The sequence below is a fragment of the Pseudooceanicola nitratireducens genome, assembly GCF_900109195.1.
In the GTDB taxonomy this organism is placed as follows: Bacteria; Pseudomonadota; Alphaproteobacteria; order Rhodobacterales; family Rhodobacteraceae; genus Pseudooceanicola; species Pseudooceanicola nitratireducens.
In genome coordinates this window covers 220,364-241,418 of sequence record NZ_FNZG01000004.1, presented here as the reverse complement: position 1 = coordinate 241,418, position 21,055 = coordinate 220,364, and the positions used below count along the sequence as shown (strand labels likewise).

17 protein-coding genes are annotated in these 21,055 nt (G+C 65.3%); 9 read left to right on the top strand and 8 right to left on the bottom strand.

The annotated features are described in order from the left end of the window. Positions 1 to 55: 55 nt before the first annotated feature. From purQ to BMX99_RS15805, 4 genes are all read left to right on the top strand, one after another. On the top strand, positions 56 to 724 hold the full coding sequence (gene purQ, locus BMX99_RS15820) for a phosphoribosylformylglycinamidine synthase subunit PurQ (protein ID WP_093454044.1): 669 nt from the start codon (positions 56 to 58) through the stop codon (positions 722 to 724). A 60-nt stretch (positions 725 to 784) separates the two neighbouring features. After that, complete coding sequence (locus BMX99_RS15815; protein ID WP_093454041.1) at positions 785 to 2,560, top strand: sensor histidine kinase; 1,776 nt, start codon at positions 785 to 787, stop codon at positions 2,558 to 2,560. A 25-nt stretch (positions 2,561 to 2,585) separates the two neighbouring features. After that, entirely contained in the window at positions 2,586 to 3,923 is a 1,338-nt protein-coding gene (locus BMX99_RS15810; protein WP_093454038.1) for a sigma-54-dependent transcriptional regulator, read from the top strand. Positions 3,924 to 4,458: 535 nt separating this feature from the next. Continuing rightward, a complete protein-coding gene (locus BMX99_RS15805; protein ID WP_093454035.1) occupies positions 4,459 to 7,161 on the top strand; it encodes an Rne/Rng family ribonuclease in 2,703 nt (900 codons plus the stop codon). 124 nt (positions 7,162 to 7,285) lie between these two features. On the opposite strand, the gene BMX99_RS15800 is transcribed toward BMX99_RS15805, so the two are convergent. Beyond that, positions 7,286 to 7,525 (bottom strand): sulfurtransferase TusA family protein, encoded by a 240-nt coding sequence (locus BMX99_RS15800; protein ID WP_093454032.1) that lies wholly within the window; start codon positions 7,523 to 7,525, stop codon positions 7,286 to 7,288. Between the two features lie 90 nt (positions 7,526 to 7,615). Between BMX99_RS15800 and BMX99_RS15795 the strand changes: the two genes are divergently transcribed. From BMX99_RS15795 to BMX99_RS15785, 3 genes are read left to right on the top strand one after another with little or no spacing between them, the layout of a single operon-like run. Further along, positions 7,616 to 8,365 carry a cytochrome c biogenesis CcdA family protein gene (locus BMX99_RS15795; RefSeq protein ID WP_093454029.1) on the top strand — a complete coding sequence of 250 codons (750 nt, stop codon included), beginning with the start codon at positions 7,616 to 7,618 and terminating at the stop codon, positions 8,363 to 8,365. A gap of 57 nt (positions 8,366 to 8,422) precedes the next feature. Then, positions 8,423 to 9,646 carry a hypothetical protein gene (locus BMX99_RS15790; RefSeq protein WP_093454026.1) on the top strand — a complete coding sequence of 408 codons (1,224 nt, stop codon included), beginning with the start codon at positions 8,423 to 8,425 and terminating at the stop codon, positions 9,644 to 9,646. Beyond that, a complete protein-coding gene (locus BMX99_RS15785) occupies positions 9,643 to 11,004 on the top strand; it encodes a cytochrome P450 (RefSeq protein ID WP_093454023.1) in 1,362 nt (453 codons plus the stop codon). The genes BMX99_RS15790 and BMX99_RS15785 overlap by 4 nt, the downstream gene beginning before the upstream one ends. Positions 11,005 to 11,116: 112 nt before the next feature. Here the strand turns inward: BMX99_RS15785 and rsmA are convergent, their stop codons facing one another. From rsmA to lptF, 5 genes are read right to left on the bottom strand one after another with little or no spacing between them, the layout of a single operon-like run. Then, complete coding sequence (rsmA, locus tag BMX99_RS15780) at positions 11,117 to 11,956, bottom strand: 16S rRNA (adenine(1518)-N(6)/adenine(1519)-N(6))-dimethyltransferase RsmA (RefSeq protein WP_093454020.1); 840 nt, start codon at positions 11,954 to 11,956, stop codon at positions 11,117 to 11,119. Next, the gene (locus tag BMX99_RS15775; RefSeq protein WP_244525564.1) at positions 11,956 to 13,170 is read right to left on the bottom strand and encodes a peptidylprolyl isomerase; all 1,215 of its coding nucleotides are present in this window, start codon (positions 13,168 to 13,170) and stop codon (positions 11,956 to 11,958) included. The genes rsmA and BMX99_RS15775 overlap by 1 nt, the downstream gene beginning before the upstream one ends. A 38-nt stretch (positions 13,171 to 13,208) precedes the next feature. Next, positions 13,209 to 15,329, bottom strand: a complete 2,121-nt coding sequence (locus BMX99_RS15770) for an LPS-assembly protein LptD (RefSeq protein WP_322788146.1) — start codon at positions 15,327 to 15,329, stop codon at positions 13,209 to 13,211. After that, entirely contained in the window at positions 15,329 to 16,426 is a 1,098-nt protein-coding gene (lptG, locus tag BMX99_RS15765; RefSeq protein ID WP_093454014.1) for an LPS export ABC transporter permease LptG, read from the bottom strand. The genes BMX99_RS15770 and lptG overlap by 1 nt, the downstream gene beginning before the upstream one ends. Next, positions 16,423 to 17,565, bottom strand: coding sequence for an LPS export ABC transporter permease LptF (lptF, locus tag BMX99_RS15760; protein WP_093454010.1), 1,143 nt, complete (start codon positions 17,563 to 17,565; stop codon positions 16,423 to 16,425). Before lptF ends, lptG begins: the two co-directional genes overlap by 4 nt. A 228-nt stretch (positions 17,566 to 17,793) precedes the next feature. Between lptF and BMX99_RS15755 the strand changes: the two genes are divergently transcribed. Both BMX99_RS15755 and BMX99_RS15750 read left to right on the top strand, forming a co-directional pair. Beyond that, a complete protein-coding gene (locus BMX99_RS15755; protein ID WP_093454007.1) occupies positions 17,794 to 19,269 on the top strand; it encodes a leucyl aminopeptidase in 1,476 nt (491 codons plus the stop codon). A 5-nt stretch (positions 19,270 to 19,274) separates the two neighbouring features. Next, positions 19,275 to 19,745, top strand: coding sequence for a DNA polymerase III subunit chi (locus BMX99_RS15750; protein WP_093454003.1), 471 nt, complete (start codon positions 19,275 to 19,277; stop codon positions 19,743 to 19,745). A gap of 12 nt (positions 19,746 to 19,757) precedes the next feature. Here BMX99_RS15750 and BMX99_RS15745 read toward each other — a convergent pair whose 3' ends face one another. Both BMX99_RS15745 and BMX99_RS15740 read right to left on the bottom strand, forming a co-directional pair. Then, positions 19,758 to 20,318, bottom strand: coding sequence for a retropepsin-like aspartic protease family protein (locus BMX99_RS15745; protein WP_244525563.1), 561 nt, complete (start codon positions 20,316 to 20,318; stop codon positions 19,758 to 19,760). A gap of 49 nt (positions 20,319 to 20,367) precedes the next feature. Then, the gene (locus BMX99_RS15740) at positions 20,368 to 20,988 is read right to left on the bottom strand and encodes a MarC family protein (RefSeq protein ID WP_093453997.1); all 621 of its coding nucleotides are present in this window, start codon (positions 20,986 to 20,988) and stop codon (positions 20,368 to 20,370) included. Positions 20,989 to 21,055: the final 67 nt, after the last annotated feature.

The window sequence follows — 21,055 nt, the reverse complement described above, 5'->3', positions numbered from 1 at the left end:
TTGCGCGTCGCCGCGTAAGGACCGGGGCAAATCCCCCGATACGGAGCATCCGCCCATGAAGGCCGCCATCCTTGTCTTTCCCGGATCCAACTGCGACCGCGACCTGAAGATCGCCTTCGAGAAGGCCGGCGCGCAGGTGTCGATGGTCTGGCACAAGGACGACGCGCTGCCCGAGGGCACCGATATCGTTGGCGTTCCCGGCGGCTTTTCCTATGGTGACTACCTGCGCTGCGGGGCCATCGCGGCCAATTCGCCGATCACCCGGTCGCTGAAGGCACATGTGGAGCGCGGCGGCTATGCCCTTGGCATCTGCAACGGCTTTCAGATCCTGACCGAAACGCGGATCCTGCCCGGTGCACTGCTGCGCAATGCCAACCTGAAATACATCTGCCGCACCGTGCCACTGACCGTGCGCACCGCCGACAGCGACTTTACCCGCAGCTGGGAAGTCGGCCAGCAGCTGCAGATCCCGATCGCCCACCACGACGGCAACTACCAGGCCGACGCCGAGCTGCGCGCGCAACTGGAAGGCGAGGACCGCATCGCGTTTACCTATGACGAGAACCCCAATGGCTCGGCCGGGGATATCGCCGGGGTGCTGAGCGCGAACCGCCGGGTGCTGGGCATGATGCCGCACCCCGAACGCGCCGCCGACGAGGCGCAGGGCAACACCGACGGGCGCGCGATGTTCGACGGCCTGCTCTCCGCGCTGGTTTCCGCCTGAACCGCCCCCGGGCCACAGGTGGCTGCTTGAGCGGGACTTGCGCCTGACGTAAGTTGTGGCATGGCCGATAGCACCACGTCAGACAGACCGGATCGCAGCATCGGCGGCCGTGCCTTTTCCTGGCGCAGCCGCCTGGCGCTTGGTCTTTTCCTGGCGGTGGCCGTGGTCACCGTCTGGGTCACCAACTCGGCCCTGACCGACCGTTTCACCCAGAACACCCGCAACCGGGCCGAGCTGCGCTTGGCGTTGTACGGCGGCAACCTGGTAAGTGAGCTGCGGCGCAATTCGATCGTGCCCCAGCTTCTTGCGCGCGATCCGACCCTTCTGGGCGCGCTGAATTCCAATGATTTCTCGCAATCCACGCAGCGGCTGATCTCATTCGTTGATGAAATCGGCGCGGCCTCGCTGATGCTGCTGGACAAGGACGGGCGCACGGTGGCCGCCACCGACCGCAACCGTCTGGGCGAGGCGCACCTGGGCACCAAGCATTACATCGACGCGCTGCGGTCCTCGGGCACGATCTTCACCGTCTCGGAACGCGAAGGCGTCGGTTATCAGTTCATCTATTCCCGCAAGATGGAGAGCAACGGCACCACCGTCGGCGTCATCGTGGTCGAGGTCGATCTGCAGAAGTTCGAACGCGCCTGGGCGGGGATTTCCGATGCCATCTTGGTCACCGACAGCACCGGGCGCATCATCCTGGCCACCGAACCGCGCTGGCGCAGCCTGACCGAGGGCGAGGCGCTGACCCGCGAACCGCCCGAGACCGCCATCCAGCGCGCCATCCAGGCCACCGCCGACTGGTCCGCCCTGCCGCCCGACGCCTATGTGAAGGGCGAGGCGGTGATGCGCGTGGCCTCGCGTCTGCCGTTCCGGGGCTGGCAGATCGCCAGCTTCACCACCTATGCAAGCGTGCGCGAGAAGGTGAACGGCTTCCTGGCGTTGGAAACCATGGGCTTTGCCATCCTCATGGCGCTGGCCTTCTATGCGCTGAGCCGGAAGAACGCCCTGCGGATGAATTTCTTCCGGATGGAATCGGCGGAACTTCGCGCGTTGAACCAAAGGCTGCAGCGGGAAATCGCCGAGCGTGAGCGCATGCAAAAGTCGCTCGACGTGGCCGAACAGACCCTGGCGCAATCTTCGAAACTGGCCGCCCTGGGCGAGATGTCGGCGGCCGTTAGTCACGAGCTGAACCAGCCGCTGGCCGCGATGAAGACCTATCTGGCCGGTGCCGCGCTTCTGCTGCGCCGCAACCGCCCCGAAGAGGCGCTGTCGTCCTTCCAGCGGATCGACGACCTGATCAGCCGGATGGGCGCGATCACCCGCCAGCTGAAGTCCTACGCCCGCAAGGGTGGCGACCAGTTTTCCCCTGTAAACGTTGGTGATGCGCTTAATTCCGCCATGTCCATGATGGAGCCGCAGCTGCGCCAGCGCCAGGTGCGGATCACCCGGACCGTGCCCGAATGCAACGTCCGCGTGCTGGCCGATCGGGTGCGCCTCGAACAGGTTCTGATCAACCTTTTGCGCAATGCGCTGGACGCCACGTCGACCGTGTCGGACCCCGCTGTGGACGTGATCCTTGCGGCTGGTGAGACGGCCTCGATCACCGTGCGCGACAATGGCACCGGCATCGAGAATCTCGACCAGTTGTTCGAGCCGTTCTACACCACCAAACGCCCCGGCGACGGCGTCGGCCTGGGGCTTGCGATCTCCTCGGGGATCGTCAACGACTTCGGCGGCCGCCTCACGGCACGGAACGCAGAGGGGGGCGGGGCTGTTTTTGAGATACAGCTGCCTATCTTGAGTGAAGCTGAAGAAATCGAAGCTGCGGAATAACAGCTAGGAAAGACCGGAGAACCCGATGCAGAAGGCCATGAAGATTGCGATTGTCGACGACGAACAGGATATGCGTCAGTCGATCAGCCAGTGGCTCGCCTTGTCAGGCTATGACACCGAAACCTTTGCCAGCGCCGAAGACGCGCTGAAGGCGCTTGGGCCTGATTACCCCGGCATCGTGATCTCGGACATCAAGATGCCCGGCATGGATGGCATGCAGTTCCTGCGCAAGCTGATGGGATCGGATTCGGCGCTGCCCGTGATCATGATTACCGGCCATGGCGACGTGCCCATGGCAGTCGAGGCGATGCGCATCGGGGCCTTCGACTTCCTGGAAAAGCCCTTTGACCCGGACCGCATGAACCAGCTGGCCAAGAAGGCCGCAAATGCGCGCCGCCTGGTCATGGACAACCGCCAGCTGCGCCGCGAACTGTCGGACGGCAGCCAGCTGATGAAGAAATTCATCGGGGCCTCTCCGGCGGTGGAACGTCTGCGCGAAGACATCCTTGATCTGGGCCAGGCAGACGGTCATGTGCTGATCGACGGCGAAACCGGGACCGGCAAGACGCTGGTGGCCCATGCGCTGCATGCGGTTGGCGCGCGGGCGGGCAAGAAATTCGTGCTGGTCTCCTGCGCGGCGCTGGACGACGACGCGCTGACCAAGCGCCTGTTTGGCCCCATGCAGCCCGAGGACAGCCAGCTGCCCGCGGTTGAAGAAGCCCGCGGCGGCACCCTGGTCCTTGAGGACGTCGAAGCCATGTCGGACGTGGTTCAGGGCAAGCTTCTGAACGTGATCAACGAACAGGGCACGCCGGCTGAAACCCGCATCGTCGCCATCTGCAACATGCAAGAGGCCGAGAAGACCTGCGAAGACGCCCTGCGGTCCGATCTGTTCTATCGCCTGGCCGCCCTGCGCATCACCGTGCCGCCGCTGCGGACCCGGGGCGAGGATGTGCTGACGCTGTTCACGACCTTCTCGGAACAATTCTCTGAAGAATACGGCTGTGACGCCCCCAAGGTCAGCGCACAGGAGGCCGCCCAGCTGCTTCAGGCCCCCTGGCCGGGCAACATTCGCCAGCTGATCAACGTGGCCGAACGCGCCGTGCTGCAGTCGCGCCGGGGTTCGGGCACCATCGCCTCGCTTCTCATGACCGACCATGACGACGTGCAATCCGTGGTCACGGCAGAAGGCAAGCCGCTGAAGGAATATGTCGAGGCCTTTGAAAAGATGCTGATCGACAACACCATGCGGCGGCACAAGGGCTCGATCTCTTCGGTGATGGACGAACTCTGCCTGCCGCGCCGCACCCTGAACGAGAAGATGGCGAAATACGGCCTCCAGCGGGCCGATTACCTGAACTGAATGTCCCCGGGCGGCCGCGATCCGGTGGCCGCCCGGGACCGGACAAACGCAGGGGCAGAGCGCAATTCCCTGCCTGCAAGGCGGCTTATTCACCCCTGCACCCGCTCCAGCCGATTTTCTCCATTGTCTTTTCACCTGTCCCGGCTCTATTGTGGATAGATCGGGTGGCGCCATGCGCGCCGCCGATATGAGTTTCTCTGCGCTGCGGTGCACGTGTGTTGCCTGACAAAGGCCAGCGGTACCCGGACAGACCGAATGGATCCCGAAAGGGGTCACGCAAATGCCAAGCGGCCCCAAGGGGCTGACAAGGCACCGAACGGGTGGACCCCGCCAAGGCGGAAAACCACCGGAGAAGAACCGCGATGAGGCGCGACAGGACATGTGAGAGCAGGGGCAGGGCGCAGACGCGCCGTCCCGCGCCCATGTGCCGGCACGCCCGCACAATCGCCCCTATCAGACATGCCGATTTCCCCCTGGGTCCGCCGGGATCACACCGCCCGGACCACGGGGGCCGTCGTCGTGCAAATTGGATACAATGGCAAAGAAAATGCTTATCGATGCCACCCACGCCGAGGAAACTCGCGTTGTGGTGGTCGACGGAAACAAGGTTGAAGAGTTCGACTTTGAATCGGAAAACAAACGCCAGCTAGCTGGCAACATCTACCTGGCCAAGGTCACGCGGGTCGAACCCTCGCTTCAGGCGGCCTTTGTCGATTACGGCGGCAACCGCCACGGCTTCCTGGCCTTCTCGGAAATCCACCCGGATTACTACCAGATCCCCGTCGCGGACCGTGAGGCCCTGATGGAGGAAGAGCGCGCCTATGCCGAGGCCATGAAGGCCCGCGAGGAAGGCGAGGAAGAGAAGAAGAAAACCCGCCGTCGTCGTCGCCCGGCCAAGGCCGAGAAGGTCGACAGCGAAGATGCCGTCGTCACCGCCGATGCCGAGATCACCGGCATGGAGACGATCGACCTGGACGACGAAGCCGAGGCTTCGGATGACGGGGAAGGTCTGTCGCCGATGGAAACCGTGGGCGAAACGCCCGTGGAAGAACCTGGCGAGACGGACACGCAAGGGTCCGACGAGCAGGCCGGTTCGGACGACGACTCGGATGAAGACGACACCGCCGAAGACAGCGGTGACGATACCGTGCGCGACGCCGCGGCCCTGGACGAAAGCATCGAATCCGTCGCCGACGAAGACGACCAGGAAGACATCCGCCCGCCGCGCAAACCCCGCGCGCGCCGCTACAAGATCCAGGAGGTCGTCAAGGTCCGCCAGATCATGCTGGTGCAGGTCGTCAAGGAAGAACGTGGCAACAAGGGTGCCGCGCTGACCACCTATCTCTCGCTCGCCGGTCGTTATTGCGTCCTGATGCCCAACACCGCCCGTGGCGGCGGCATCTCGCGCAAGATCACCAATGCGGTGGACCGCAAGAAGCTCAAGGAAATCGCGACCGAGATCGACGTTCCGACCGGCGCGGGCCTGATCGTGCGCACCGCCGGGGCGAAACGCACCAAGACCGAGATCAAGCGCGACTACGAATACCTGCAGCGCCTGTGGGAACAGATCCGCGAACTGACGCTGAAATCCATCGCGCCGGCAAAGATCTATGAAGAAGGCGACCTGATCAAACGCTCGATCCGCGATCTCTATTCGCGCGAAATCGACGAGGTCCTGGTCGAAGGCGAACGCGGCTACCGCAACGCCAAGGACTTCATGAAGATGATCATGCCGTCCCACGCCAAGAACGTGAAACACTACCAGGACGCCATGCCGCTGTTTGCGCGCTACCAGGTGGAAAGCTACCTGGGTGGGATGTTCAACCCGACCGTGCAGCTGAAGTCCGGCGGTTACATCGTCATCGGCGTGACCGAGGCGCTGGTGGCCATCGACGTAAACTCTGGCCGCGCCACCAAGGAAGGCTCGATCGAGGAAACCGCGCTCAAGACCAACCTGGAGGCCGCCGAAGAGGTCGCCCGCCAGCTGCGCCTGCGCGACCTTGCCGGTCTGATCGTCATCGACTTCATCGACATGGACGAGCGTAAGAACAACAACGCCGTCGAGAAGAAGCTGAAAGACAAGCTGAAAACCGACCGTGCCCGCATCCAGGTCGGCCGCATCTCGGGCTTCGGCCTGCTTGAGATGTCGCGCCAGCGTCTGCGTCCCGGCATGCTCGAGGCAACGACCCAGCCCTGTGCGCATTGCCACGGCACCGGTCTGATCCGGTCGGACGACAGCATGGCGCTGTCGATCCTGCGCCAGATCGAGGAAGAAGGCGTGCGCCGCCGCTCGCGCGAGGTGCTGGTGAAATGTCCCGTGGACGTCGCCAACTACCTGATGAACCAGAAGCGCGAACATGTCGCCCAGATCGAGGCCCGCTATGGCCTGTCCGTGCGCATCGAAGGCGACCCGCAGCTGGTCAGCCCCGACTTCACGCTTGAAAAGTTCAAGACCGCCACGCGCAACGTGCCGGAACCCACGGCCGTGATCTCGGCCGATGCCATGCTGATGGACGCTATCGACGAAAGCATCGAAGAGGACGAGACCGAGGCCGAGGACAACATGCCCTCGACCGAGGCCGAGGCCGACGTCCCGAGCGCGGACGAGGACGATCAGAAGCCCAAGAAGCGCCGTCGGCGTCGGCGTCGCCGGCGCGGTAACGGCAACGGGGCCGAAGGCGAAAACGGTGACAACGGGTCGGGCGACGATCAGGCCTCTGACGACAGCTCGGATGACGCGGACGCGAAATCGGATGCCGCCGAGACCGAAACCAAGTCGGACGAGGCCTCGGAAGCCACTGATGGCGCTGCGGAGAAGCCCGAGGGCGAGGAAAAGCCCAAGCGGAAACGCTCGCGCTCTCGCTCGCGCAAGAAGGCCGACACCCCGAAGGAGGATGCCGCAGCTGCGGACGCCCCGGCGGATGAGGCGAAGCCCGAGGCCAGTGAAGCCGACACCCCGGCAGAGGTGACCGCCGAAGCCCCTGTGGAAGCTGCGGAACCCGCCCCGGCCGTCGAAGCCGAGCCCGCTGCGGAAGCCCCGGTTGAAACCCAGGCAGAAGCTCCGGTCGAGACCCCGGCAGAAGAGCCCAAAGTCGAAGCCCCCGCCGAGGAGGCTCCGGTTCAGGAAACTCCGGCCCAGCCCGAGCCTGAACTGGCCACCGCCGAAGCCGATAGCGCCGAAGCCGATGAACCCGCCAAGCCGAAACGGCGCGGCTGGTGGTCGCTTGGCAAGTCGTGATCGGTCTGATCGCAAGACCCCGAAACACAGACAGCCGCCCTCCGGGGCGGCTGTTTTCGTTCTGACCGGGGCGATGCAAAGCCTGGACCGAACAGTCCAGTGTGATGGACCGGCGCGACCGGACCTAGCCCTTGCGCAGGACGAACAGGCGCGCGTCATCCTGCACGCGGTTCACCAGAACCTCATGCCCTTCTTCGGCGCAGAAATGCGGGATGTCGATGGCGGCCACGGGATCATCCGTCAGCATTGAAAACGCATCGCCCGGGGCCAGCGGCATCAGCCGCTTGCGCAGCCGCAACACGGGCAGGGGGCAGATCAGCCCCCGCGCGTCCAGATCAACCGCATTCAGGTCAACATCATCCATGCCCAAGCCCTAGCGCCTCCACGACTTTGTGACAACACGCCGCGTGAAGCAGGCGTGACGCGGGCGCGGGAACCGGCTAACCCTAGGCGCATGTTCGGGATTGATATCATCGACGCGGGTCTGCTGCCTGCCATGATCGTGGCCTTGCTTGCCGGGGGGATTTCCTTTCTCAGCCCCTGCGTGCTGCCAATCGTGCCGCCCTATATTGCCTATATGTCCGGGGTCACGCTGAATGACCTTGGCCAGGGGACGCGGCGCGGAAAGGCGATGGTGACGGCCTTCATGTTCGTCCTGGGCCTTTCGACCGTCTTCCTGCTGCTTGGCTTTGCGGCGTCCTATGTCGGCACGCTGTTCCTGCAGTACCAGGGCTATTTCAACACCGGCGCCGGGATCCTTGTGATGATCTTCGGCGCGCATTTCCTGGGCGTCTACCGCATCGGCTTCCTGGATCGCGAGGCGCGGCTGGACGCGGGCGATCAGGGCGGATCGGCCTTCGGTGCCTATGTGCTGGGCCTGGCTTTCGCCTTCGGCTGGACACCCTGCATCGGCCCGCAACTGGGTGCGATCCTGTCGCTTGCCGCGTCAGAGGCCTCGGTGTTGCGCGGCACCTCTCTGCTGGCGGTCTATGCGCTTGGGCTGGGCATTCCCTTCCTTCTGGTCGCCGCCTTCCTGCCGCGCCTGACCGGAACGCTCGCCTGGATGAAGCGCAACATGGAACGGATCGAAAGGATCATGGGCCTGCTTCTGTGGACGATCGGCCTGCTGATGCTGACCGGCGGATTTTCGGCCATGTCCTATTGGCTGCTCGAGACCTTCCCGGGCCTCGCCACCCTTGGTTAATCCGTCTTAATCTTGCCGCGTTAATCCGGTATCCTCCGGAAAAGTATCGAGGCAGAGATGAGCAGCTCTTCCCCCGTCCGCAGACGCCGGGTGTTCTATATCCCCGGCTACGACCCGATCCACCCGCGCCGCTACCGCGAGCTGTATCGCAGCGAAAGCGCGGCTCAGGCGGCTGTCTCGGGCTATGAGATCGCGCTTCGCCCCAAGACCACCAAGGGCCCCTATGGCTGGCACGTCAGCGCGCAGATCGACGGCCAGGTGGTTGAGACGGATGTCGAGGTGCTGCTGTGGTCCGACATCGTGCGCGACAGCATGGCGACCACGATCCCCGCGACCTATCTGGCGCTGATCCGGACGGCTTCGGTCTATATATTCACCGGCGCACTATTCCGGCTGATGCGGCTGCGCAAGGGGCCGGTGATCGCCGCGCTTTACCCGGTGATGTTTCTTCTGTTTCAGCTGCTTCTGGCCCTTGGCCTGGGTTATCTGGCGGGCTGGGGGCTCTCATCCCTCGTCGCCAGGGCGACGACGGTCTTCGCCCCGGCGGGCTGGCTGGCGGCACCGCTTGTGGCCTGGGCGGTCCTGCGCTGGTTCAAGCACCGCGACAACCGGTTCTTCGCCTATTACCTGATGCACGATTATTCGTTTTCTGCCAGATACCTCGGGGCCAATCCTGATGCATTGGAGAAGCGGATTTCAGATTTCGCCAACACCATCGCCGATGGCCTCACTGCCGACGTGGACGAGGTTCTGGTAATCGGTCATTCCTCGGGCGCGCATCTGGCGGTCTCGATCCTGTCCGACCTGATCCGCGCGGGCCGGGTGCCGGCGGATGGCCCGGCGCTGTCCTTCCTGTCCCTTGGCCAGGTGGTGCCCATGGTGTCCTTCCTGCCGCGGGCGACGCGGCTGCGGGCGGATCTGGCGTTTCTCTCGGCCTCGGACGCGCTGACCTGGGTCGACGTGACGGCCCCCGGCGACGGCTGTGCCTTCGCGCTTTGCGATCCGGTGGCGGTGACCGGCGTCGCCCCCGCAGACCAGCGCCACCCCCTGATCCTCTCGGCCGCCTTCACCCAGACCCTGTCGCCCGACCGCTGGCAACAGCTGCGCTGGCGCTTTTTCCGGCTGCATTTTCAATACCTTTGCGCCTTCGACCGGCCCGATCACTACGATTACTTCCAGATTACCGGCGGTCCACTTACACTGTATGCCCGCTACCACGACAAGCCGCCGTCGAAATCCCGCATCACCGCCCCGGTGAACCGCTACAGGTCGCTGGCATGATCCCGCCCAAGCCGCCCGCGCGCCCCGACCGCGCCAGCCTCTGGCGTTACATGCGGCTGTTCCGGCGCGACATCCTTTCGGCGCAACCGGCCAAGCTCTACCGCGCCTGGATGGCCGAATTCCGCACGCCCTTCTTCCGCTCCTACCTGGTGAACCAGCCTGAGCTGGTGAAAACCGTGCTCAAGGACCGGCCCGGGGATTTCCCCAAATCCGACCGCATTGGCGAGGGGCTGCGCCCGCTGCTGGGCAATTCGGTCTTCCTGACCAATGGCCCGACCTGGGAACGCCAGCGTCGCATCATCGACCCGGCGTTCGAAGGCGGCCGGCTGCGCGACACCTTCCCCGCCATGCTGGCCGCGGCCGAGGCCTGCGTGGCCCGCCTGGCCACCAAGACCAACCAACCCCTGGAAATCGAGGCCGAGACCTCTCATGTCGCCGCCGACGTGATCTTTCGCACGCTGTTTTCGGTTCCGATCGAACATGAAACCGCCGCTCAGGTCTTTGCCCGGTTCCGCGATTACCAACGGTCGTCTCCGATCCTGAACCTGGCCGCCTTCGTGCCGCTGCCGCGCTGGTTTCCCAGGCTGCACCGCCGCGCCACCCTGCTCGCCGCGCGCGACATCCGCCGGCTGATCACCGATCTGACCGCCGCGCGCCAGGACCAGATCGCCAAGGGCACCGCGCCCGACGACCTGGCGACCAAGATCATGACGACCCGCGACCCCGAAACAGGCGCGTGTTTCGACACGCAGGAAATGGTCGACCAGGTGGCGATCTTCTTCCTGGCCGGGCATGAAACCTCGGCCTCCGCCCTGGCCTGGGCACTCTACCTCGTGGCGACCCACCCCGACTGGCAGGAAGAGCTGGCGCAGGAATTCCGCGCCCTCGACACCCCCGATTTCGCCACCCTGGGCCAGCTGCGCCGCGCCCGCGACACCTTCCGCGAGGCTCTGCGCCTCTATCCGCCCGTGCCCATGATGGTGCGCGAAACCACCTGTCCCGAGGGCTTCCGTGACCGCACCCTGCCCAAAGGGGCCCAAGTCGTGCTCAGCCCCTGGCACCTGCATCGACACACGCGGCTCTGGGACAATCCCGATGGCTTCGACCCGACCCGCTGGCAGACGGAAAACGGCAAGACCTGCCTGCGCGATGCCTTCATTCCCTTCTCGGCCGGCGCACGCGTCTGTCCGGGCGCGGGCTTTGCCATGGTCGAAGGTCCGCTGCTGCTTTCGATGATCCTGCGCCATTTCCGCATCACCGCCACCGGCGCGCCCCCGGTGCCGATCGCCCACCTCACGGTGCGCGCCCGCGACGGTATCCACCTGGTGCTGACACCGCGGGATCAGACGACCCCCTGACCCTCTTTGGTTTTCAATAAATATCCCCGCCGGAGGCACAGGCCGCCCAGGCGGCCTGTTCACCCCGTCAAACACCCGCCGTCCGCAAACGGTCGCCGCACCGCCCCCGCTGTCAGCCCTTCACCGCCCGCGCCAGCGCGCAGAACTGCTCCAGCGTGACAGTCTCGGCCCGGTCGGTCGGCTTGATGCCGGCGGCGATCAAACGGTCCTCGATATCCGGGGCCAGCCCCTTGAGGGCCGCGCGCAGCATCTTGCGGCGCTGGTTGAAGGCCATGGCCACCACGCGTTCCAAGACCTTGGGATCGGCGGGATAGCGCGGCTCGGGCAGGGCGGTCAGATGCACCACTGCGGACGATACCTTGGGCGGTGGCGTGAAGGCCTCGGGCGGCAGGTTCAGCACGATCCGTGCATCCGCCCGCCACGACGCCAGAAGCGCCAGCCGGCCATAGGCCTTGGATCCGGGGGCCGCGACAATCCGTTCGGCCACCTCGCGTTGGAACATCAGCGTCAGGCTTTGCCAGAAGGGCGGCCAGACATCCGGCGTCAGCCAGCGCACCAGAAGCTCGGTCCCGACGTTATAGGGCAGGTTGGCGGCGACGCGGATCGGCGGGGTCAGCATCGCCAAAGGATCAACCTCCAGCGCGTCGCCATTCACCACCTCAAGCCGGCCGGGATAGGCCGCGGCCACCTCGGCCAGGGCGGGCAGGCAACGGGCGTCTTTCTCGATCGCCAGCACCCGGCGCGCGCCCTCGGCCAGAAGGCCGCGGGTCAGGCCACCGGGGCCGGGCCCGATTTCCAGCACGTCACATTCCGACAGATCCCCTGCCTGGCGCGCGATCTTCGCGGTCAGGTTCAGGTCCAGCAGGAAGTTCTGGCCAAGCGATTTCTTTGCCGCAAGTCCATGCGTCGAGATCACATCGCGCAGCGGGGGCAGACCGTCGATCGCAGCCATCAGGGGCGAATGATCCGGGCCTCGGACCGCAGCTGCTGAAGGTACCCGTTTGCAAAGCTGCCCAGACGCTGGTTCTGGATGTCCAGCGCCACGCCTTCACGCGACACGGCACCCGAGACGTCAAAGCTGCGCCCGCAAAGCATCAGGAAGACCAGGGTCTGCCCGTTGGCGCGCGTCAGGCTGGTCGAAACCTCGCCCGCGTCCAGTTTCTCAAGCTCTTCGGCGATGTCCTGCGGGATCTCTCCGGGCACCTTGATGCCGCGTTCCAAGACCTCTTTGGGCTGGCCCTGGGCCACACCGTAAAGGTCGTCGCAGGTGTCGACACGGGCCTTGATCCTGGCGGCCTGCGCCAGCGCCTGATCGCTGCGCCCGCCGGGGATGTAATAGGCGGCGTATTCTATGGCGGAATAGGTCGGCGCGCGGTTCTCGCTTTCCTCGATGGCGCGCAGCAGGAACAGGGCGATCTGTCCGTTGATCTCGACCGGGGCGCTGATCTGACCGGGGCGCAGGCCCAGGATCACCTGGCGCAGCTGCGGCGACAGGTTCGACACTGGCACCCAGTTCACACGGCCACCGGCACCGGCCGAGGGGGCGGTGGAATTCTCGCGCGCGGCACGGGCGAAGCCATCGGCGCTCATCCGGCGGATCCGGTCGGCCAGGGCGCGGGTTTCGGCTTCGCTGCCTTCTTCAAGGGGCAGGAAAATCTCGGACATCAGGACCTGCACGGTCGCACCCGAGGCCCCGCCGGACGAAATCGCCCGGTCAATTTCCTGTTCGGAAATCTGGACACGCGGGCCGAACTTGGCCCCGACCACATCGCGCCAGGCCACACCGGCGCGCACGAAGTCGCGGAAGGTTTCGGGGGCCACACCACCCTGGCGCAGGGCCGCGAGGAACTGATCCGCACTAAGATTGGCGCGGGCGGCGAATTCGCTCATCCCGGCGGTGATCTGTTCCGGGGTCGGTTCGATCCCCAGTTCGCCGGCGGCCTGAAGACGCAGGCGGTCGTCGATCAGCTGTTCCTCGGCCTGGGCGGGAATGTCGCCCGGCGTGCGGAACAGGCGCAGCATGCGCATCCGCTGGTCCAGCTCGTACTCGGTGATGACGCGGTCATTGACCTTGATCGCCGGAGAAAAGCTCTGCGCCAGGGCGGGCAGGGCATGGCCCGCCAGCAGAAGGGGCAAACACAGGATCAGGCGAAAAGTCAGGCGCATGTTCAGTTCCGTTTGTCTTATCATCGTCTTGTCGACCCTCAGCGGCAGGATTTCGCAACGCCGCGTCCGGATGCGGACGCCGCCGAGAAACCGCGCAAGCCGATGGTCAGGCTAAAGTCCGTGGCTGGCGTGACGATAGTGGAAGAGGCGAAGCGGCGCGAGACCGAAAGCTCGACCTCGACACATTCGTTTGCATAAAGCAGGCCCATGCCGGCGGAAACCGGTTCATCGGCGGCAATGTCATAGCGGCCTTCAAGGCTGCCGCGCAGGTGGCGGCCCAGGTCGAAGTCCGAGGAAAACAGCCATTCCGACACGTTCGAGGGCCGGTTTTCCGTGGCATCGGCCGACAGCCAGACATAGCTGGCCGACAGCGCATAGCGGTCCGAGCTCCAGCCCGCCCGCGCCTCGGCCTTGTTGATGTTGAAATCGTGGTTGAACAGCCCGCGCGCGGTCAGCGACAGCCCCGCCTGGTTGCGGAATTGCCCTGCGATCAGCAGATCCGACACAGAATTGCGCAGCCCCGAGGAGGGCGAGAAATTGCCATCCACGTCGGCCTTGTAGACGGTACCGAAGGTCAGCCGCGCGTCCCAGCCCTGCGGGTCGATCCGCGTCCAGTTCAGCCCAAGTGCGCCGCGCAGCCCGTGTTCACGCCGGTCGGGCGCAGGAAAGCGCGACAGCGACAAAAGGTTGCCTTCGTCGAATTCGACCCTTGTGCTTTCGTCATTGGCCACGGCCAGACCGGATCCGCCGGTCCAGGCGGCCATCATCACCGGTTCGATCACCTCGGACACACCATTGGCCTGATTGCGCACCCAGGGCCAGCGCAGGGTCAGCGCGGCGGTCGGGGAAACACCAGATTGGTTGGCGGGCAGGGCGTCCTGCCGGGTGATGAACCCATCCGCATGTACGCCGACCAGTCCCTCGGCCCGCAGCCCAAGGGGCAGGGTCCAGGTGTTGAACCAAAGCGCCTCGGCGTTCAGGCGCACGACGTCGCGGCCCAGGCCCGGGGTGGTGGAATAGCGCAGGTGGCTATGTTCTTCGGCCTTGAACCGCAGCTCACCGCCCAGACGGGGGAACAGCCGTTTCTCATACAGCACGTTGCCAACGATCGAGGGGATTTCGCTGTTCGATTCGCCCGGTCGCAGGGTGAAGTAATGGCCCAGCCGGGCCTCGATATACTCGTCGGACCGCACGCGGGAAATCGTGACGTTGCTTTCCAGAAGGTCCGCATCGGAATAGCCGTAGTCGGTCAGATAGGCGTCATCCGTCACCGCCTCGATCGTGAAGGACAGGTCGAAGTCGCGCGGCAGGTCGAACTGACCATAGCCCTGAACATAGGCCCGGCCCTTATTGTACAGCGTGTCTTCGCTGACCGCGCCTTCGAAGGTGATGCGCCCATTGGCAAAGGCCTGACGATAGCGCCATTCCAGCGTCGTGGTTTCCGACGACAGATAGGGCGTCAGCGTCAGGTCGCGGTGATCCCCCATCTTGATGAAATAGGGCACCTTCACCCCGGTCAGCAGCTGAGAGTTCCGCTTGATCGACGGGATCAGGAAGCCGGTGGCGCGGGTTTGGTTCGGGTCGGGCAGCCGCAGGCGCGGGGTCCAGAAGATCGGCACGCCCAGCACTTCCATCCGCGCGTCGTCAAAATACAGCTGCATTTCCTCGCGGTCGTGAATCACCCGGCGGGCCTTGATCTGCCACAGCGGCGGACGGGTGCCGCAGACCTGGCAGGAACTGACGGTGGCGCGGGTCAGCTGGGCATAGCGGCCATCCACCCGGTCCAGCCGGGCGGCGGCCAGCTGCAGCTGCTGGTTGATGACCATGCGGGCGCTGCGGATCAGCCCGTTGCGCAGGTCGCGGTCCAGTTCCGCCGCATCGGCAACGATGACTTCGTTTTCGCCCCGGGTCAGGATGATCGGCCCGTCGATCAAAAGCCGTTCACTGTCGCGGTCATAGCTGACGCGCGCGGCCCGCAGGCGCACATCGCCCTGCATCACCTCGACCGCGCCTTCGGCGATCACGCGGCTCTGGCCTTCCAGCCAGACGCGGTCGGCCACCAGCACGGCAGGCGCGTCGGATTGCTGGGCCAGGGCCGCGACCGGTGCCAGACCGGGCAGCATCAGGCAAAGGATCAGAAGGCGCAGCAAATGGGCCATCATCCGTCCTCCATGTGCAGCAAAAGCCCAAGCGCCAGCATCAGCGAGGCCACGGGCGGCGCCCAGGCCGCCAGCAGGACCGAGACCTGGCCATTCTCACCCAGGATCTGCACGAAGTTCCGGATGTAATACAGTGTGAACCCCAGCATGATCGCCGACAGCACCGCCACCCCGGTCTTGCCAAAGCGTACGTGGCGCATGGTGAAGGCGGCGGCGATCAGAACCATGGCGACCAGGAAGACCGGGCGCGCCAGTTCCATCTGGTACCAGACGGCGTGGCGGCGGGCCGAGAAGCCCGCTTCGGTCAACAGGCGGATATAGCTGGGTAATTCCCAGATCGAAATCGCCGAAGGGTCGCCGAATGTGTCGCGGATCCGTGCCTCGGTCAGGGTCGAGGGGATCTCGATCCGTTCCAGCGCCTCGGTCTTGGCTTCGGGGTTCACGCCATCGGACAGGGGCCAGATGCGGGCCTTGCGCAATTCCCATGCGCCATCGACCAGACGTGCATTGGCGGCTTCGATCCGGCGTTCCGGTCCGCCCTGCGCGGCATATTCGATCATGGTGACGTCGAACAATTCCGTGGCCTGCGGGTTGGACCGCGCGGCGCGGATGACCGTCTGGCCTTCGCCGTCGCCCTGCCGCAGCCACAGCCCTTCTTCCGACACCGACACCACGTCGATCCCGCCGGACCGGTAGGTCTCAAGCAGGTCGGCATAGCGTTTCGAGGTCGAGGCCACGATCGGATTGACCATGCCTACGGTCACCAGCCCGATCAGGAAGGCCACCAGCACCGGAGACGCCAGGCTGCGCAGCGCCGACCGCCCCGCCGCTCGCACCACCACCAGTTCCGAAGACCGCGCCAGCCCAAGGAACAGCGCCACCGTCGCCAGGATCAGCACCAGCGGCAGGATCTGGTAGATCCCCTGCGGCGCGTTCAGGGCAACCAGCTGCAGCACCTGCGGCAGGGTCACGGGCGTGGCCGAGAGGCGGCGCAGATGTTCCACCACGTCGATCAGCATCGACATCAGCAGAAAGACCAGCAGCAGCCCGCCAAAGATCTTCAGGAACCGTCGCGCGAAATAGAAATGCAGGATCATGCGGCGCGCCTCCGGAACAGCGACAGCCAGGATCGGCTGCCCCGCGACGCGATCCACAGCAGAAGCGCCCCGATGCCCAGGCCCACGGCCCCTGGCACATAGGCCAGCGGCCACAGCGCGGCATCCTTCGACACCGGATCGCTGACCGCGCCTTCGATGGATTTCACCACCATGATCAGCACGATGGCCAGCACGATCTGCTGCCAGACCCCAAAGCGCGAATAGCCCCCCGTCAGCAGCGTGGCAAAGCCGATCAGCGCGGCGGACAGGCACAGCAGCGCCTGGGCAAAGCGCCCGTGCGCCTCATTCGCGATCTGGCCCAAGGTGAACCCCGTCCGTTCGGCCGCGCCCTGGGGATCAGACAGAAGATCCCAGGTCGGCAGATGCCGGATATGCACGAAACGCACCGGCCGATCGCCGAAGAGCCGCCCGATATCATAGGTGAAATCGCGGAAATGCGTGGTGAACAGCCGCTTGGTGTCGGCGCGCAGCGTCTGGCTCAGCCCCTCGACCATGACCAGCTTGGCGCGGGCGTCCTCTCCGCTGCGGTCGGGCACCAGGTAGGCGCGGGCGGCGGTGAAGGTCTGCGGTGTCGCGGGGTCGCGGCGATCCGACAGGAAGACATCGCGCAACGTGCCGTCGGCGTCGATTTCACGGATATAGAAGGTGATGCCGCTGACCGGATGCAGGAAGGTCCCCTCGGTCAGCAGGCGGGCAGTGATATTGTCCTGCACGTCCTCTTGCCGCTGTTGCAGCCGCGTCATCGACATGGGCACCAGGAAATGGGTCATCAGCGACATCATCAGCGCCACGATCAGCCCGAACCACATCACCGGACGCGCCAGCCGCCAGGGGGAAAACCCGGTGGCCTGCATCACCACCAGCTCGCTTTCCGACGACAGCCGGTTGGTCACATAGACGGCCGCCGCAAAGCAGGCCATGGGCAGGGTGATGCGGATGACATTGGGCAGCGACAGCGCGGTCAGTTCCAGAAAGACCCAGGCCGTCTGGCCATCGCCGATCAGCGCGTCGAACAATCGCACCGCCTGGTTGATCCAGTAGATCGACACCAGGACGAGCGCGAAGAATCCGAACAGCACCAGGAATTGCGACAGCAGATATCTGTCGAATCGCGCCAAGTCTTCCCCCAAGTCCAGTTGCCAGCAGCAGGCCCGGCCGACCCTAGCGGATTTGATCCGGGGGGAAAACTGCTATCTGGCCGATCCGGCTGGCCAATCCCCGGGTCCGGCGCTAGCTTTGGCCAAAGCCCGCCGAGGGCGGTCGCACCGGTCCCCATCCGGTTTCAAACCCGGACAGACCGGGCCGCAGACCCGCCCCATTCAAGGCCATGATACAGGAGAGAGCCCTTGACCAATATCGCCACCGTAGACGTCGTCGCCGCCGATCTGGATGCCATCGCCCAGGCCAAGGGGCGCGTCGCCGTTGTTATCGGCGCAGAAGGGCGGCTAAGCCCGGCGGCCCGTCGCCTGAACCGGCTGACCCGCGGGGCCGTGAAGCGGCTGGTGGAAAGCGATACGTTCACCGGGGCCGCAGCCGGCGACGTGCTGACCATCGGCTGGCCCCAGGGGATGCAGGCCGAGGCGCTGGACATCCTGGTGCTGGACCGCCGCGCCAGCGACGACGCCCTGCGCAAGGCCGGGGCGAGTGTTGGCAAGGGGCTGATCGGAAAGGATCTTCTGCTGCTGCCCGGCACCCTGCGCGACACGGCCGACCTGGTCGAGGCGATGGTGCTGCGCGCCTACGACTACACCGCGCAGAAGACGGCCGAGGCAAAGCAGCCCGGCACGATCACCGTCCAGGCCTCGGACCCGGACGCGCTGCGCGCCGCCGTTGCGCCGCGCCTTGCCGTGGCCGAAGGGGTTTTCTTCACCCGCGACCTGGTCAGCGCCCCGGCCAATGTGCTGACCACCACGGAATTCGCCAGGCAACTGAAGGACATGGAGGCCCTGGGCCTGAAGGTCGAGGTGCTGGAAGAAGACGCGCTTGCCTCGCTCGGCATGGGCGCGTTGCTGGCCGTGGGGCAGGGGTCGGACAGCCCGTCGAAGGTTGTCGTGATGGAATGGCAGGGCGGCGGGGATGAGGCCCCCCTGGCGCTGATCGGAAAGGGCGTCGTCTTTGACACCGGCGGGATCTCGCTGAAGCCGGCGGCGGGCATGGAAGACATGACCATGGACATGGGCGGCGCGGGCACGGTGGCCGGCGCGATGAAGGCGCTGGCCCTGCGCAAGGCCAAGGCCAATGTGGTTGGACTGGTCGGTCTGGTGGAAAACATGCCCTCGGGCAATGCGATGCGGCCGGGCGATGTCATCACCTCGATGAAGGGCGACACGATCGAGGTCACCAACACCGACGCCGAAGGGCGGCTCGTGCTGTGTGATGTCATGTGGTACGCGCAGGACCGGTTCGAACCGGCCGGCATGATCGATCTGGCGACGCTGACCGGCGCGATAATCATCGGTCTGGGGCACCATAATGCGGGCGTTTTCTCGAACGACGACGGGCTTTGCAACGCGCTGACCAAGGCCGCCGGTGCCGTCGGCGAAGGGACCTGGCGTATGCCCCTGGGCGACGCCTATGCCAAACAGCTGAAATCGCGCATCGCCGATGTGAACAACGTCGGCGGCCGTCCAGCGGGGTCGATCACCGCGGCGGAATTCCTGCACCGCTTTGTCAAGGACGGCACGCCCTGGTGCCACATCGACATTGCGGGCGTGGCCAGCGTGAAGGCCGAAACCACCTTTGCCCCAGCCGGGGCGACGGGCTGGGGCGTCCGGACGCTGGACCAACTGGTCCAGTCGTCCTTCGAAGGTAAGAAGGCCTGAGCAAAATGGGTGAGGCCTATTTTTACCACCTGACACAGGGCCCGCTGGAACAGACCCTGCCGATCCTGCTGTCCCGGTCGCTGGACGCGGGCTGGCGGGTGGCGGTGCGGGGATCTGATCCAGGGCGGCTGGATTGGCTGGACCAGAAGCTTTGGCTGGGGGCAGAGGAGTCGTTTCTGCCCCACGGCCAGGCTGGGGGCGATCATGACGCGCTACAGCCGATCCTATTGACCCAAGGCGAGGCTGCGAACGATCCGCAATGCCTGATGGCCGTCGACGGCGCGCAGGTCACACCCGAGGAGGTCGCGTCACTGGAACGCGTCTGCATCTTGTTTGACGGCAACGACTACGAGGCCGTGGACCGCGCGCGCCAGCAATGGCGGGACCTGACCGGGGCGGGCTGCGGTGCGAAATACTGGTCCGAGGAAACCGGCCGCTGGCAGATGAAATCGGAATCCCCAGCCAAATCAGCGTGATGCAGTGGTTGCTTACGGCGTAAGCAGCAGGGCCCCATCCCCGATTTCGATCTTCGAGAATTGCTGCAGATAGCGCATGCCCAGAAGCGATTGATGCATCTCACCGGCGTTGACGACCGCGCGGATGCCTTCGCGGCGCACGGGACCAAGGGTCACGGTTTCCAGCACCACGGGGGCGATCCCGACCTCACCATTCGCGCTGAGCGCTCGTGAGGAATAGACCAGCTGGTCCAGCTGGATCCCGACCTTCTTCGCATCCGCCTGGGTCAGAACGATATCACTGGCCCCGGTGTCCACCATGAAGCGCAGCGGGGCGTCGTTTACCTGCACCGTCAGGTAATAATGCCCGTCGGGCGCACGTGGAACGGTGATCGTGCCGCCCTGAAGCACCGCCTGCGACGGCACCACCGTGCGCCGCACGTCATCCCAAAGCCCGATCCCCGCCAGAACGCCGACGAAGATCAGCACCCAGACGGCCGCCTGCTGCGCCATCTGGCCCAGCCGCTTGCGGTTCTGCACGACGACCCAGCCGCCGACAGCGGCCAGAAGCAACGCCAGATAGGCGAATTTCATGACGGAATCCGTATCCATGACAGGGATATAGGGGCCCGCAGGCCCGGCGTCACCCGGCCAGACCGAAATCGCGCAACCCGTCGAGCACGAATTGCACCGAAAGCGCGGCCAGCAACATGCCGAGCACCCGGGTGACCACGTTGATGCCGGTGCGGCCCAGAAGACGCTCGAGCAGTCCGGCGGTCAGGAAGAAGACGAAGACCACCAGCAGGACCAGGGCCGCAACGCCGACAACCAGCGCCGTGTCGATCCAGCCATCGCCCTTGCCGGCCAGCAGAATGACCGTCGCAATGGCCCCGGGACCCGCGATCAGCGGCGTGGCCAGCGGAAAGACCGAGGGGTCGGGCAGATCCTCGGGGTGTTCGGTCTGATCCTCGCGCCGCTTGGTGCGCCGTTCGAACAGCATTTCAAGCGCGGTCAGAAACAGAAGGACGCCGCCCGCGATACGGAAGGCCGGCATGGTGATGCCGACAAACCCCATTACCGCCTCACCGAACACAGCGAACAGCGCCAGCAGCGACAGGGCGATGACGCAGGACCGCAGCGCCAGCGCCCGGCGGCTTTGTTCCGTATGGCCCTGGGTCAGGGCTGCGAACAGGGGCGTCAGGCCGATCGGGTCGATGATCACGAACAGAGTGACGAAGGCGGTTATGTAGACGGTGTAATCCATGCGATGACTTTCCCTGCGCAGGCGGCGCATTGCAAGGGGCGGGAGGCTGGACCGAACGGTCCAGCGT

What these genes read in the sequence shown, in the direction of transcription:
- purQ (WP_093454044.1), top strand. Translation starts at nt 56, where the DNA reads ATGAAGGCCGCCATCCTTGTCTTTCCCGGATCCAACTGCGACCGCGAC.
- BMX99_RS15815 (WP_093454041.1), top strand. Translation starts at nt 785, where the DNA reads ATGGCCGATAGCACCACGTCAGACAGACCGGATCGCAGCATCGGCGGC.
- BMX99_RS15810 (WP_093454038.1), top strand. Translation starts at nt 2,586, where the DNA reads ATGCAGAAGGCCATGAAGATTGCGATTGTCGACGACGAACAGGATATG.
- BMX99_RS15805 (WP_093454035.1), top strand. Translation starts at nt 4,459, where the DNA reads ATGGCAAAGAAAATGCTTATCGATGCCACCCACGCCGAGGAAACTCGC.
- BMX99_RS15800 (WP_093454032.1), bottom strand. Translation starts at nt 7,525, where the DNA reads ATGGATGATGTTGACCTGAATGCGGTTGATCTGGACGCGCGGGGGCTG.
- BMX99_RS15795 (WP_093454029.1), top strand. Translation starts at nt 7,616, where the DNA reads ATGTTCGGGATTGATATCATCGACGCGGGTCTGCTGCCTGCCATGATC.
- BMX99_RS15790 (WP_093454026.1), top strand. Translation starts at nt 8,423, where the DNA reads ATGAGCAGCTCTTCCCCCGTCCGCAGACGCCGGGTGTTCTATATCCCC.
- BMX99_RS15785 (WP_093454023.1), top strand. Translation starts at nt 9,643, where the DNA reads ATGATCCCGCCCAAGCCGCCCGCGCGCCCCGACCGCGCCAGCCTCTGG.
- rsmA (WP_093454020.1), bottom strand. Translation starts at nt 11,956, where the DNA reads ATGGCTGCGATCGACGGTCTGCCCCCGCTGCGCGATGTGATCTCGACG.
- BMX99_RS15775 (WP_244525564.1), bottom strand. Translation starts at nt 13,170, where the DNA reads ATGCGCCTGACTTTTCGCCTGATCCTGTGTTTGCCCCTTCTGCTGGCG.
- BMX99_RS15770 (WP_322788146.1), bottom strand. Translation starts at nt 15,329, where the DNA reads ATGGCCCATTTGCTGCGCCTTCTGATCCTTTGCCTGATGCTGCCCGGT.
- lptG (WP_093454014.1), bottom strand. Translation starts at nt 16,426, where the DNA reads ATGATCCTGCATTTCTATTTCGCGCGACGGTTCCTGAAGATCTTTGGC.
- BMX99_RS15750 (WP_093454003.1), top strand. Translation starts at nt 19,275, where the DNA reads ATGGGTGAGGCCTATTTTTACCACCTGACACAGGGCCCGCTGGAACAG.
- BMX99_RS15745 (WP_244525563.1), bottom strand. Translation starts at nt 20,318, where the DNA reads ATGAAATTCGCCTATCTGGCGTTGCTTCTGGCCGCTGTCGGCGGCTGG.
- BMX99_RS15740 (WP_093453997.1), bottom strand. Translation starts at nt 20,988, where the DNA reads ATGGATTACACCGTCTACATAACCGCCTTCGTCACTCTGTTCGTGATC.